This window comes from Streptomyces sp. NBC_00096 (assembly GCF_045041305.1).
Classification (GTDB): Bacteria; Actinomycetota; Actinomycetes; order Streptomycetales; family Streptomycetaceae; genus Streptomyces.
The window spans coordinates 943,874-957,067 of the sequence record NZ_CP108221.1; the positions used below are offsets into that span (position 1 = coordinate 943,874).

At 72.0% G+C, this 13,194-nt stretch carries 10 protein-coding genes; 5 read left to right on the forward strand and 5 right to left on the reverse strand.

The window, feature by feature from the left end:
- The first annotated feature begins 226 nt into the window (after nt 1-226).
- From OG904_RS04120 to OG904_RS04130, 3 genes are all read left to right on the forward strand, one after another.
- Entirely contained in the window at nt 227-808 is a 582-nt protein-coding gene (locus tag OG904_RS04120; RefSeq protein WP_405497752.1) for an NTP transferase domain-containing protein, read from the forward strand.
- A 251-nt stretch (nt 809-1,059) separates the two neighbouring features.
- Entirely contained in the window at nt 1,060-2,679 is a 1,620-nt protein-coding gene (gene aceB / locus OG904_RS04125) for a malate synthase A (protein ID WP_405487458.1), read from the forward strand.
- Nucleotides 2,680-3,003: 324 nt separating this feature from the next.
- A complete protein-coding gene (locus OG904_RS04130; RefSeq protein ID WP_405487460.1) occupies nt 3,004-4,161 on the forward strand; it encodes a GDSL-type esterase/lipase family protein in 1,158 nt (385 codons plus the stop codon).
- 84 nt (nt 4,162-4,245) lie between these two features.
- Here the strand turns inward: OG904_RS04130 and OG904_RS04135 are convergent, their stop codons facing one another.
- Both OG904_RS04135 and OG904_RS04140 read right to left on the reverse strand, forming a co-directional pair.
- The gene (locus tag OG904_RS04135; RefSeq protein ID WP_405487462.1) at nt 4,246-5,403 is read right to left on the reverse strand and encodes a GDSL-type esterase/lipase family protein; all 1,158 of its coding nucleotides are present in this window, start codon (nt 5,401-5,403) and stop codon (nt 4,246-4,248) included.
- Nucleotides 5,378-5,662 (reverse strand): hypothetical protein, encoded by a 285-nt coding sequence (locus tag OG904_RS04140; protein WP_405487464.1) that lies wholly within the window; start codon nt 5,660-5,662, stop codon nt 5,378-5,380. Before OG904_RS04140 ends, OG904_RS04135 begins: the two co-directional genes overlap by 26 nt.
- Before the next feature lie 296 nt (nt 5,663-5,958).
- Between OG904_RS04140 and OG904_RS04145 the strand changes: the two genes are divergently transcribed.
- Complete coding sequence (locus OG904_RS04145; RefSeq protein ID WP_405487466.1) at nt 5,959-6,579, forward strand: 3'-5' exoribonuclease domain-containing protein; 621 nt, start codon at nt 5,959-5,961, stop codon at nt 6,577-6,579.
- 13 nt (nt 6,580-6,592) lie between these two features.
- On the opposite strand, the gene OG904_RS04150 is transcribed toward OG904_RS04145, so the two are convergent.
- Complete coding sequence (locus OG904_RS04150; RefSeq protein WP_405487468.1) at nt 6,593-8,638, reverse strand: ATP-binding protein; 2,046 nt, start codon at nt 8,636-8,638, stop codon at nt 6,593-6,595.
- A 127-nt stretch (nt 8,639-8,765) separates the two neighbouring features.
- Between OG904_RS04150 and OG904_RS04155 the strand changes: the two genes are divergently transcribed.
- On the forward strand, nt 8,766-9,839 hold the full coding sequence (locus OG904_RS04155; protein WP_405487470.1) for an Lrp/AsnC family transcriptional regulator: 1,074 nt from the start codon (nt 8,766-8,768) through the stop codon (nt 9,837-9,839).
- 149 nt (nt 9,840-9,988) lie between these two features.
- Here the strand turns inward: OG904_RS04155 and OG904_RS04160 are convergent, their stop codons facing one another.
- Both OG904_RS04160 and OG904_RS04165 read right to left on the reverse strand, forming a co-directional pair.
- A complete protein-coding gene (locus OG904_RS04160; protein WP_405487472.1) occupies nt 9,989-11,377 on the reverse strand; it encodes a nucleobase:cation symporter-2 family protein in 1,389 nt (462 codons plus the stop codon).
- 387 nt (nt 11,378-11,764) lie between these two features.
- Nucleotides 11,765-13,168: an 8-oxoguanine deaminase gene (locus tag OG904_RS04165; RefSeq protein WP_405487474.1), complete on the reverse strand. Its 1,404-nt coding sequence runs from the start codon at nt 13,166-13,168 to the stop codon at nt 11,765-11,767.
- Nucleotides 13,169-13,194 lie beyond the last annotated feature (26 nt).

The following is a 13,194-nucleotide window of genomic DNA, read 5'->3' on the forward strand; positions in this document are numbered from 1 at the left end:
GAGACTTCACGATGTTGACCGACCGTGACGAGCGGGCCCTGCTCACCGCCACCGAGAACCGGATCGCCGAGCCCCTGCGCGTCAGGGCCGCGCTGGCCGCCGTGGGACGACTGCTGCGGCGCGAGCGAGAATCGGTGTCATGTCACCCCACAGCAGCACGCACGAACAGCCCCGCCACCAGCCCCGCCGCGAGTCCGCAGCGGCAGCGGACGGCTCCGCTCCCCCGGTGATCGCGGGGTTGCTCCTGGCGGCCGGCGGCGGCCGGCGGCTGGGCGGCCGGCCGAAGGCCCTGCTGACCTACCGGGGCCGCCCGCTGGTGGAGAACGCCGTACGGGTCCTGCGCGAGGCGGGCTGCGGCCCGCTGCACGTGGTGCTCGGCGCCTCCGCGGCCGAGGTGCGCGAGCGCGCCGACCTGAGCGGCTGCGTGGTGACCGACAACCCGGACTGGGCCGAGGGCATGGGCTCCTCCCTGCGGGTCGGCCTCGCCTCGCTGGCCGGTACGGGCGCCGGTGCGGCGCTGGTCTCCCTGGTGGACCAGCCGGGCATCGGAGCGGCGGCGGTGGCCCGGGTCCGGGAGGCCTACCGCTCCCCCGCGAGCCTGGTGGCGGCGGCCTACGACGGCGAGCGCGGGCACCCCGTGCTGTTCGGGGCGGAGCGCTGGCCGGACATCGTGGCGACCGCCACGGGCGACAAGGGCGCACGGGTGCACCTGTCGGCGCACGCGGCGGAGCTCACACTGGTGGAGTGCGGGGACATCGCGGAGGCCTTCGACATCGACACCCCGCCCGACCTGGCACGACTGGCCTGAGCGGGCTGTGACCACGATGGCACTGAGGGCCACCGGGAAATGGAATCTGTCGACTCAGAGAATCTCGACATCAACAAACCATTGAACTTCCACCATGAGGAAATTACTATCCACTGGTCAGAAGCGCCCTGAACCCCCAGACGGCGCCCGCGACCGTATCCCGGAACTCTCCACACCCGACGGCACTGCGTGCCGTCCAGCGCGAGCATTCCCCGCGGCCGCCAGGCACCGCCGCTGAAGGAGTGACAGATATGTCCGCACCAGCGCCGTCATCGCTGGCCATCGTCGACGCCGAGCCCCTGCCCCGGCAGGACGAGGTCCTCACCGACGCGGCTCTCGCCTTCGTGGCCGAGCTCCACCGGCGGTTCGCGCCGCGCCGCGCCGAGCTCCTCGCCCGCCGCGCCGTGCGCCGCGCCGAGATCGCCCGCACTTCCACGCTCGACTTCCTCCCGGACACCGCACAGGTCCGCGAGGGCGACTGGAAGGTGGCGCCGGCCCCGGCCGCGCTGAACGACCGCCGTGTGGAGATCACCGGTCCGACGGACCGCAAGATGACCATCAACGCCCTGAACTCGGGCGCCAGGGTCTGGCTCGCCGACTTCGAGGACGCCTCGGCTCCCACCTGGGAGAACGTCGTCCTCGGCCAGCTCAACCTGATCGACGCCTACGAGCGCCGCATCGACTTCACCGACGCCCGCACGGGCAAGGCGTACGCCCTCAAGCCGGCCGCCGAGCTCGCCACCGTCGTGATGCGCCCGCGCGGCTGGCACCTGGAGGAGCGCCACCTGCAGTTCGAGGGCGGCCCGGCCTCCGGCTCGCTCGTCGACTTCGGCCTGTACTTCTTCCACAACGCCAAGCGCCTCATCGCGCTCGGCAAGGGCCCGTACTTCTACCTGCCGAAGACCGAGTCTCACCTCGAGGCGCGCCTCTGGAACGAGATCTTCGTCTTCGCCCAGGACTACGTCGGCATCCCGCAGGGCACGGTCCGCGCGACCGTCCTGATCGAGACCATCACGGCCGCGTACGAGATGGACGAGATCCTCTTCGAGCTGCGCGACCACGCGGCGGGCCTGAACGCCGGCCGCTGGGACTACCTCTTCTCCATCGTCAAGAACTTCCGTGACGGCGGCGAGAAGTTCGTCCTGCCGGACCGCAACGCCGTGACGATGACCGCCCCGTTCATGCGCGCCTACACCGAGCTGCTGGTCAAGACCTGCCACAAGCGCGGCGCGCACGCCATCGGCGGCATGGCGGCCTTCATCCCGTCCCGCAAGGACGCCGAGGTCAACAAGGTCGCCTTCGAGAAGGTCAAGGCCGACAAGGACCGCGAGGCCGGCGACGGCTTCGACGGCTCCTGGGTCGCCCACCCCGACCTGGTCCCGATCGCGATGGCCTCCTTCGACGCGGTCCTCGGCGAGAAGCCGAACCAGAAGGACCGCCTGCGCGAGGACGTCCACGTCGCCCCCGGCGAGCTCATCGCGATCGACTCCCTGGACGCGAAGCCCACCTACGACGGCCTGCGCAACGCCGTCCAGGTCGGCATCCGCTACATCGAGGCCTGGCTGCGCGGCCTCGGCGCCGTCGGCATCTTCGGCCTGATGGAGGACGCGGCCACCGCCGAGATCTCCCGCTCGCAGATCTGGCAGTGGATCAACGCCGGCGTGGTCTTCGAGAACGGCAAGCTCGCCACCGCCGACCTCGCCCGTGAGGTCGCGGCCGCCGAACTCGCCGCGATCCGCACCGAGGTCGGCGAGGAGGCCTTCACCTCCGGCAAGTGGCAGCAGGCCCACGACCTCCTCCTCCAGGTCTCCCTGGACGCCGACTACGCGGACTTCCTCACCCTCCCCGCGTACGACCAGCTCATCGGCTGACACCCCGCTTTCGGCTGAATCGCACAGCAGCCGAACACCACGACAGCGCCCCCGAAGCCTTCCGGCTCCGGGGGCGCCGTCGTGCGCCCGGAGCCGGAAGGCCCCGGTCCGGGCCGAACGAGCGGTCGGTTGTTACTTGTTCGTAACTTGCCTGTACCTAGCGGTAACAACGTGCGGGGTGGCACCTTTCCGATTGCCACCGGCCGGAGGTAACCCCCACTTACCCAGCCATGCACCGGAGTTGTTCCTGGCTCCCGCATGGCCGACCGCAGGAGTTCCGCAGTGATCGGATTCCGCACCGCAAGCAAGGAACGGGCCCGTCGGGTGCGACGACTGGCCGGGATCGGGATGGCGTTGCCGCTCGCCGCCGGGGCGCTGGTGGCCGGAGGGGCCGGGACGGCCGTGGCCGGGCCGGGGAACGGGCCGGGGAGCGGACCCACCGCCGTGGTGTCCCTCGGCGACAGTTACATCTCCGGCGAGGCCGGGCGCTGGAAGGGCAACAGCCTCACCAACACCGGCAACCGGACCGGCACCGACCGGGCGTGGGTGAGCGGCAGCAGCTACGACCCGGGCAAGGTCTACGGGGCGACCGCCGGCGGGTGTCACCGCTCGGACTCCGCCGAGGTGAAGAGCGCCGGGGCCGTCGCCGACGTGGCGATCAACCTGGCCTGCTCCGGGGCGACCTCCCAGAACGTGTTCCGCGCCTCCAACGGCGGCGTCGCCTTCAAGGGCGAGGCCCCGCAGGCCGATCAGCTCGCCGCCGTGGCCGCGAGCAACAACGTCAAGGTCATCGCGCTGTCCATCGGCGGGAACGACCTCGGCTTCGCCGACATCATCAAGGAGTGCGCGTACGACTTCGTGCTCTGGAACTCCTACTGCTACGACGACCAGCAGGCCGGGGTCGACCAGAAGATCGACGGGGTGATGGCCGGCGTCGGGAAGTCGGTCGACGAGGTACGGGCCGTCATGCGCGGCGCCGGATACTCCGACTCCTCCTACCGGATCGTGCTGCAGTCCTACCCGTCGCCGATCCCGCGCGGCGCGGAGAACCGGTACACCCAGAGCGACTGGAGCCGGCTCAACACCGGCGGCTGTCCGTTCTGGAACAAGGACTCGGACTGGGCGCGGGACTCCCTCGTGCCGCAGCTCGCGGGCCGCCTCAAGGGGGTCGCCGCCGCCAAGGGCGTGCAGTTCCTGGACCTGCGGGACATGCTGCAGGGCCGCGAGGTGTGCGCGAAGGCGAGCAAGCTGGTGACCACCTCGGCACCGGCCTCGGCCAAGACCAGCGAGTGGGCCCGCTGGATCGACAGCAGCGAGACCCAGGGGCTCGTCCAGGAGTCCATGCACCCGAACTACTTCGGCCAGCTCGCGGTCGGGCGCTGCCTGGCGCTGGCCGTGGCGCAGCCGGCGAGCAGCGGGTTCGGCTGCAAGAACACCGCCGGGGCCGACCAGAGCGGGATGTACCTGACCCCGGTGTCCTAGTGCGGTGAGCGCCGGGGCGGGTGCCCGGACACGTCACCGTGTCCGGGCACCCGCCATCGTGGTACCGCCGGAAGGTCCTCCCGGCTATCCCGTGTTGCCTCCGCGGTTCTGCCAGGCGCGGACGGCTCCCCCGTCGTAGATGACGACGTAGTCGGCCTTGCCGTCGCCGTCGACGTCGCGGAAGGTGGTCTTGTCGCCCGGGTAGCCGGTTTCGCCGGCGAAGTAGAGCTCCTTGATGAAGCTGCCCGCGCCTCCGCCCCCGTTGTTGATGTAGGCGTGGACCGCTCCGGTACTGCCGACCATCAGGTAGTCGTCCTTGTGGTCGCCGTTGACATCGGCGAGCCGCAGCTTGTCGCGGGTGGCGCCGCGGACCCCGGGGGCGATGACACCGATGGCCTCCCAGCCGGGCCCAGCCTTGCCGGTGTCCTCGTCACCCGAGCCGCAGCCCTTGCCGGTCCCACCCTGGGGGTCCGCCAGCCAGCCGTCGGCCGCCGCCTGGGCGATGCCGTCCAGGAACACATCGGCCATCTTGCGGTACCCGGCGTCGTTGGGGTGTGCGGGCTGGGCGAGGTCGGCGGTGGTCACCGTGCTCATGTCGAGCAGCGCCACGTGCTTGCCGCGGTCGCGGAAGCCGCTGACCACGGACGGCAGCTGGGCGTTGTAGGCATCGATCAGCGGTTGCAGACCGGGCTTGGTGGCCGGGACGAGATCCGCCACGAGAACGGTCGCCTCGGGAACGTCGTCGAGCACCTGGCCGATCAGGCTGCCGAGCCTCGCCGGTGCCGCCGCGACGTCGTGGTTCTGGTTGAGGTCGTTGGTACCCGCGTGCAGGGTGACCACGCTGGGCCGCTGGGAGGGCACGGAACAGTCCGCGGCCCTTGCGATCTGGTCGATGCGCCAGCCGGGACGGCCCTCGTTGTCGCCGTCCGGCATCGTGCCCGTGCGCACCGATCCGACGAAGTCCACCGACTTCGCCGCCCGCTTCAGGTCCTCGTAAAGCGGCGCCCGGTAGCCGGCGCTGGTGGAGCTGCCGACGCCGGAGGTGATGGAGTCGCCCAGCGGCATGACCGTGACGGACCGCTTGCCCAGCTCGGCCAGGCCGCGGGGTGCGTTCGAGGAGCCCGCCCCGGTCCCGCAGATGGCATCGTACGGTTCGGACCACTCGCGGTGGAGCACCCTGGAGGTGTCCATGATCTCGATGCGGTACGGCCTGACGTCACCGCTGCGGAACCAGCCGAGCAACTCCGGACGGCATCCTGACGCCCGCCTCCCGCAGCCGCATCTCCAGGGTCTTGCCGCCGCGCTCCCCCGCGAGCCGCTCGGCCAAGCCCTTGACGCTGTCCTCTTCGCCCGCGCACTTCCCGGTCCTGCCGGTCCAGAAGTAGTTGGTGCTCGGGCCGCTGTCCAGGGCCCGGCTCACCTCCTCCTGGGTCGGGACGTCCGCGGCTGCGGCCTGCGGTGCCAGTGCCAGCAGCGAGGCCAGCATCGCCAGCACGAGCAAGGGGACGGGTAATCTCCGCGCGGTCCCCGCCGGGGCGGTGAGGCCGCGACGGCGTCCGCGCGAGCCTGTCAGAACGGGCATGGGTGGTGATCCTCCCCGGGTTCGAAGTGACGGTCCGTCAACCAGCCGCCGGAGGCGGCTCGTTGGACGCCGTCCACTCCACCCTTCCCGACGCGGCACTGGCCCGCGGGTTGTCTTCGGGCACCGTGAGGAGCGTCACGGCAAGATCACCTAGTGCGGCGGACCCGGCCGAAATCGGGGTGAGCGCGTGCGGTGCCGACTGGCATGCTCCGCGTATGACAGCCAGCACCGCACGTCCCGCCCGGGCCGACCGGCCCAGCCTCTACATCTCCGTCGACGTCGAGGCCGACGGACCCATTCCCGGTCCCTACTCGATGATCAGCTTCGGGGCCGCCGTGGCCGGGCGGCAGGACGGTGCTTCGTATACGGCGGCCGATCCCGAACGGGACACCTTCTACCGGGAGTTGCGTCCGATCAGTGAGGCGTACGTACCCGGGGCGCTCGCCGTGAGCGGACTGGACCGGGACCGGCTGGTCCGCGAGGGCGCCGAACCCGCCACCGCCATGGCGGAGTTCCGGGCCTGGGTGCGGGAGGTCTCCGCCGGGGCGCAGCCGGTGATGTGCGCGTACCCGGCCTCCTTCGACTGGACCTTCCTGTACTGGTACTTGATGAGCTTCGGCGGCGACAGCCCCTTCGGGCACTCGGGCTGCCTGGACATGAAGACCCTCTACGCGGCCAAGGCCCGCGTCCCGCTCCGGGCCGCCGTCAAGGGACGGATGCCGCGCGAGCTGCTCTCGCGCCGCCCGCACACGCATCACGCGCTGGACGACGCGATCGAGCAGGCCGAGCTGATGAGCAACCTGATGGCGTGGCGGCCGGGCCCGCAGGCCCGGTAGCCGTGCCGCCGCCTCAGCCCGGCAGCTCCAGCAGCTCGGGCAGCAGCTCGCGCAGCGGCGTACGGGCCCCGCGTGCGTAGGCCGCGCGGAAGGCCTCCGGGGTGAGGCGGGCGCGGACCGTGCGCTGGGCGCGGGGCTCCGAGGCCGCGCGCGGGCGGGTGCGCGAGACCGCGCCCAGGAGGCGGGCGGCTTCGGCGCAGCGGCCCTGGTCCGCCTCCAGTTCGGCGAGGAGTTCCACCGAGAAGGCCTGCCCGAGCTGGTCGCCCAGCGCGAACTGGGTCCGCAGCCCGCGCAGCAGTTCGGCCCGGGCCAGTGCCGGGCGGCCCTCGCGGCGCTGGACCAGGGCGTGGGCGTAGCTCACCCAGGAGCGGGCCCACAGGTCGGCGGGTGCGTCCGGCGGGCCGTCCTCGACCGGGACGGCCGCCGGGTCCGTGTGGGCGACGGCCAGGGTGTGCGCGGCCCGCAGGGCCTCGCGGCCGGGTCCGAAGCCCGGATCGGCCGTCAGGAGTTCCAGTCCGTCGCGGTACTCCGCCGCGGCGTCCTCGTACCGGTCCTCCCACAGCGCGATCGTGCCGCGTACGTGCGCGAGGTAGGCCAGGCAGCCGTCCTCCCCCTCGTGCACCGCCTCGGTCCACGCCTCCACCAGCAGTGGATCGGCGCCGTCCGACTCGCCGAAGCTCGCCACCAGCCACGCCGCGAGCCACAGCGCCCGGGCGGGCCGCGGCGCGGGGTGCAGGGCCAGGGCCCGTTCCAGGTGCCGCCGCCCCTCCGCCACCATCCCGCACGCGGACCACAGGAACCACAGGGACACCGCGATCTCCAGGGCCTCGCCCGGGCCGCCGGCGGAGAGCGGGTTCATCGCCGCGCGCAGCTCGGGGAGTTCCCGTACGGCGAGGGCGCGCGCCTCCTGCTGCGCGCCGGAGCGCCACAGCTGCGCCGCCCGCTCGGCCAGCACCCGGCAGCGCTCGCGGTGGCGCCGGGCCGTGGTCGGGCCGTCCCCGGCGGGCCCGTGCGCGAGCCGCCGGGCCGCGTACGCCCGTACGGACAGCGGCAGCCGGTAGCGGCCGGGCCCGGCGTCCGCGAGCAGGCCCGGGGCGAGGGCCAGCAGCGCCTCGCCGGCGGTGTCCGGGGTGAGCGCCCCGAAGCCGCACACCTCGGCGGCGGCCGTCCGGTCGAAGGAGCCCGCGAAGACGGAGAGCCGCTCCCAGAGCAGCCGTTCGGCGGGCGAGGCCAGCCGCAGGGAGCGTTCGGCGTCGACCCGGGTGCTGCGCCCGGCGCCGCCGGCCAGGAAGGTCAGCGGGTCGGAGCCCAGTCTGCGGAGCGCCTGCGCGGGCGCGTACTGGTGTGCGCGCCCCGCCGCGAGCTCCAGTGCGCCGGGGATCCCGTCGAGGGCCCGGCACAGCGCGGCCACGGCGCCCGCGTTGCGTTCGGTCAGCTCGAAGAAGGGATCGGCGCCGCGCGCCCGCTCCTCGAAGAGCCGTACGGCCGCGTACCCGGCGACCTCGGCCACCTGGAAGCTCCGCGCCGGGTCCGCCGCTCCGTCGCCCGGGGCCCCCGGCGCGACCGTGGGCACCGAGGGCAGCGACTGCGCGGCGGGGGCGGAGGGCACCGACAGCGGCGGGACCGCGAGCACCGCCTCCCCGGCGAGCCCCAGCCGCCGCTGCGAGGTGGCCAGGATCCGCAGCCCCGGAAGGCGCAGCAGCAGCTGCGCCGCGAGCCCCGGGCCGGCCTCCCCGAGCTGTTCGCAGCCGTCGAGGACGAGCAGGGTCCCGCCGCGGCCCGCGAGCCGGTCGATGAGCTCGTCCTCCAGGTCCGCCCAGCGGCGCTCCGGCAGGGTCGCCAGGTCCGCCCAGACGGTGTCGAGGCCGTTCCTGTCCGTCAGCGTGCGTACGGTGCGCACGGCGAGCCGGGTCTTGCCGATGCCCGCCGGTCCGGTCAGCGTGACCAGCCGCTCCGTGGCCAGCAGTGAGGCGAGGGCGGTGAGCTCGCGCTCCCGCCCGATGAAGCTCGACAACTCTGCGGGTACCGCCTGCCGCATGCCCGAGCCGGCTTCCCCCACGCATCCTCCCGCCATGTCCGACATGTGCGAGCCGCCACTTGGTTAAGAGTCGAACGCACAAAGAGAGATGATCTGCTCATAATCCCGTTGTCCCGCCACCGACCGGGAGAACCGCCAGGGGGAAGGTATGAACTCGGCCATTTCCGCCATCGACGACATGGACCGGGCGCTTGTCCACGCACTCCAGCTCGCACCCCGTGCCAGCTGGGAGCTGCTGGGACCGGTCCTCGGCGCGCGACCGGACACCCTGGCGCGCCGCTGGGAGCGGCTCACCGGGGCCGGCGAGGCATGGCTGACCGGGCTGGGTCTGCGCAGCGGCACCAGAACGCCCTGCATGGCGTGGGTGGAGGTCATGTGCACCGCGGGCACCTCGCCCTCGGTGGGCGACACCCTCGTGGCCGACCCGTACGCCCTGGGCGTCGAGCACACCACCGGGGGCCGCGACCTGCTGACCTTCGTGGCCGTCCCGGACCTGCCCACGCTGTACCGGTACCTGTACTCCCGGGTACAGCTGATCCCGGGCGTGGTCGGCACCCGTACGTCGATGGTGACGGCGGTGCACTACGCCCCCGACCGCTGGCGCCTGGACCAGCTGACCCCGGGCCAGATCGACCTGCTGACCGGACGGAGCCGGCGCTGGGCGCCGTCGGCCGCCCCGGCGCAGCCGGTGGTCACGGCACTGCAGGAGGAGGACCGGCCGCTGGTGCTGGCCCTGGCCCGGGACGCACGGCGCAGCGTGGCCTCGCTGGCGCGGGAGTTCGGGATGAGCGAGTCGACCGTGCGGCGCCGGCTGGTGCGCCTGGAGGCCGGGCAGAGCCTGCGCTACAGCTGTGCGCTGGCGTCGGGGCTGTCGGGCTGGCCGGTGTCGGCCACGCTGTGGGCGGAGGCCTCCGAGTACGAGCTCGCCGACTGCGCGGCCGCGGCCGCGGGGCTGCGCGAGACCCGGACCTGCATGTCCGTCAGCGGGCCCTGGAACTTCATGATCAGCGCCCGGCTGCGCACCGTGGAGGACCTCTCCCGCTACACCGCGGACCTCACCCGGCGGCTGCCGGGCCTGCGCATCCGGGATTCGGCGGTGGCCCTGCAGGTGCGCAAGTCCGAGGCCCAGGAGCTGGACCTGCGCGGGCACCGCCTGCGCACGGTCGTCCCGGACATCTGGTCGGACCCGGACCCGGCGAATTCCAGCCCCTCCGGCGTTTGAGGAGCGGGGTCCGGGGCGGAGCCCCGGGACGGAGCCGCAAATGCGTGCGGCGGCGCGGACGCCAACCCCGCAGTGGGTGACGTACGCACCGCCGCATCCCGCACTCCGGCCGGGCCCGGCCGGATCCGAAAGGGACGGCCCGGGCCCGGTCAGTGCACCGGCACCGGATCCGGGGCGGCGGAGGCCGCGCCCTTCTTGGTGCCGAGGTGGTTGAAGGCCAGGTTCAGCGCGATGGCCACGACGCAGCCCGTGCTGATGCCGGAGTCTAGGACGACCAGCAGGTCCTTCGGGAAGGCGTGGTAGAAGCCGGGGGCGGCGATCGGGATCAGGCCGATGCCGAGCGCGGCGGCGACGATCAGGGCGTTCTCGCCCTTCTCCATGGCCGCGCCGGCCAGGGTCTGGATGCCGCTGGCGGCGACCGAGCCGAAGAGGACGACGCCCGCGCCGCCGAGGACCGGCAGCGGTACGACTCCGATGACGGACGCGGCCATCGGACACAGCCCCAGCAGGATCAGGATGCCGCCGCCGGCCGCGACGACGAACCTGCTGCGCACCTTGGTCATGGCGACCAGGCCGATGTTCTGCGCGAAGGCACTGCACATGAACCCGTTGAACAGCGGGCTGACCGCGCTGCCGAGGGCGTCGGCGCGCAGGCCGCCCTCGATGGTCCTCGAGTCCGCGGGACGGCCGACGATCTTGCCCAGCGCCAGGATGTCGGCCGTGGACTCGGTCATGCACACCAGCATCACGATGCACATGGAGATGATCGCGGCGACCTGGAACTGCGGTGCCCCGAAGTGGAAGGGCGTCGGGAAGCCCACGAGGTCGGCGTTCCTGACGGCGTCGAAGCTGGTCATGCCCAGCGGCAGCGCGATGAGCGTGCCGGCGACCAGGCCGAGGAGGATGGAGATCTGCTGGAGGAAGCCGCGCAGGAACTTGCGCATCAGCAGGACGATCGCGAGGGTGACGGCGGCCATGGCGATGTTCTTCACCGAGCCGTAGTCGGTGGCGGTGCGGTTCCCGCCCTGTGACCAGTTGAAGGCCACCGGGAGCAGCGAGACACCGATCAGGGTGATGACCGTACCGGTGACGACCGGCGGGAAGAACCGCACGAGCCGGCCGAAGTAGGGGGCGGCGAAGAAGCCGAGGATGCCGGCGACGATGATCGCGCCGAAGATGACGGGGATCGCGTTGCCGCCCTCCCCCTTGCCGATGGCGATCATCGGGGTGACGCCGGCGAACGAGACGCCGTTGACGAAGGGGAGTTTGGCGCCGATCTTCCAGAACCCGAGGGTCTGGAGGAGGGTGGCGAGTCCTGCGGTGAAGAGCGAGGCGCCCATCAGGAAGGCGGTCTCGGTGGCGGAGAGACCGACGGCCGGGCCGACGATCATGGGCGGGGCGACGACGCCCGCGTACATGGCGGCCACGTGCTGGAGGCCGCTCGTGAACATTTTCAACGGAGGCAAGGTCTCGTCGACCGGGTGCTTCCCCTCCGGTACTACGACTGCATCTTTGCGAAACCTGGGCGCAGCGGCCACGGCTTCCTCCGGTCGGTTATACACGTCGGCAGGGACGTGGGTGTCATGGAGGTGGTGCGAAAGCGGTGCTAGTCGAGCTGATCGAGCTGATCGAGCTGATCGATCCCTTATTGAGTTGTGGGGTCCTGCGGGTACTTGTCCCAAGGGGTGCGGAAACGATTCGCCCGAGGCGTTTCCACGCGGTGGCGGCGAGGGCCGCCGGTACGAGGGCTGGAGGTGCCGTGACAGTGGCGCGGTACACGGGCTGCGCAGCGAGTGGCACGAGTCACCGGCCCCGGGGCGCCTTCGGAAGAACCTCGGGCGCTACCCGGGAACGGCTGCCGCGGACCCCGCTCGGGTCCACGGCCACCGGCCGGGGGCCGTCCCCCCCGGCCGGACTCCGTGGGATCAGGCCTGCGCGGAGATCCGCGCGAGGCGCTGGGCCTCTTCCCGGGTGGACACGGCGATCGCGTCCTCGTCGGCGAAGAGAAGACGGTTGTTCTCGACGATCTGCTTGCCGTTGACGAACGAAGCCGTCACGGGGGCCGCGGCACCGAAGACCAGCGCGGTGACCGGGTCGGCGATCGAGGAGTGCAGGAGCGTGCTCAGGTTCCACATCACCAGGTCGGCGCACTTGCCGACCTCGAGCGAACCGATGTTGCCGGCGCGGCCGAGGACCTGGGCGCCGCCGTAGGTGCCGAGGCGCAGGGCCTGGCGCGCGTTGAGGGCGCGCTCGCGGTGGACCGGGTTCAGGCGGTTGATGAGGAGCGCGTTGCGCAGCTCGGTGTGCAGCTCGCCGGACTCGTTGGAGGCGGTGCCGTCCACGCCGAGGCCGACCGGGACACCGGCGGCGAGCATGTCCGGGACGCGGGCGATGCCGGCGGCCAGACGAGCGTTGGAGGACGGGCAGTGCGCGACACCGGTCTTGGTACGGGCGAACGCGGCGATGTCGGAGTCGTTCATGTGGACGCTGTGCGCCATCCACACGTCCTCGCCGAGCCAGCCGGTCGACTCGAAGTAGTCGGTCGGGCCCATGCCGAACAGTTCCTTGCAGAACTGCTCTTCCTCGACGGTCTCCGAGCCGTGCGTGTGCATGCGCACACCCAGGCGGCGGGCCATCTCGGCGCCCTGCTTCAGCAGCTCGGTGGAGACCGAGAAGGGGGAGCAGGGGGCGACGGCGACCTGGGTCATCGCGTCGAAGGAGGCGTCGTGGTACTTCTTCACGGTCGCCTCGGTGTCGGCGAGCGCACCCTCGAGGGTCTCGACGGCGTGGTCCGGCGGCAGGCCGCCGTCCTTCTCGCTGCGGTCCATGGAACCGCGGGCGAGGGTGAAGCGGACGCCCATCTCGGACGCGGCGCGGATGATCGAGCCGGAGAGGTCGCCGGAGCCCTTGGGGAACACGTAGTGGTGGTCCATGGCGGTGGTGACGCCGCCCTTGGCCATCGCGGCGAGGGAGCCCTGCGCGGCCGTGTACGTCATCTGCTCGTCGATGCGCGCCCAGGTCGGGTACAGCGCGACGAGCCAGTTGAAGAGGTTGTGGTCGGTGGCCAGACCACGGGTGATCCACTGGTAGAAGTGGTGGTGGGTGTTGACCAGACCCGGGGTGACGAGGTGACCCGTGCCGTCGATGCGGCGGACCACATTGCCGAGGTTCTCGGGGGCCTTGCCCGCACCGATGGCCTCGATCTTGTTGCCTGCGAGGACCACGTAGCCCGAGGCGTACTCGGTGTCGTTCGCATCAACGGTTGCAATCGCACAGTTCTCGATGACGATGCGCTCTACGGCGCTGTCATTGGCTGCCGATGCTGCCATGGGACTTCCTCGTGCTTTCAGTGGCG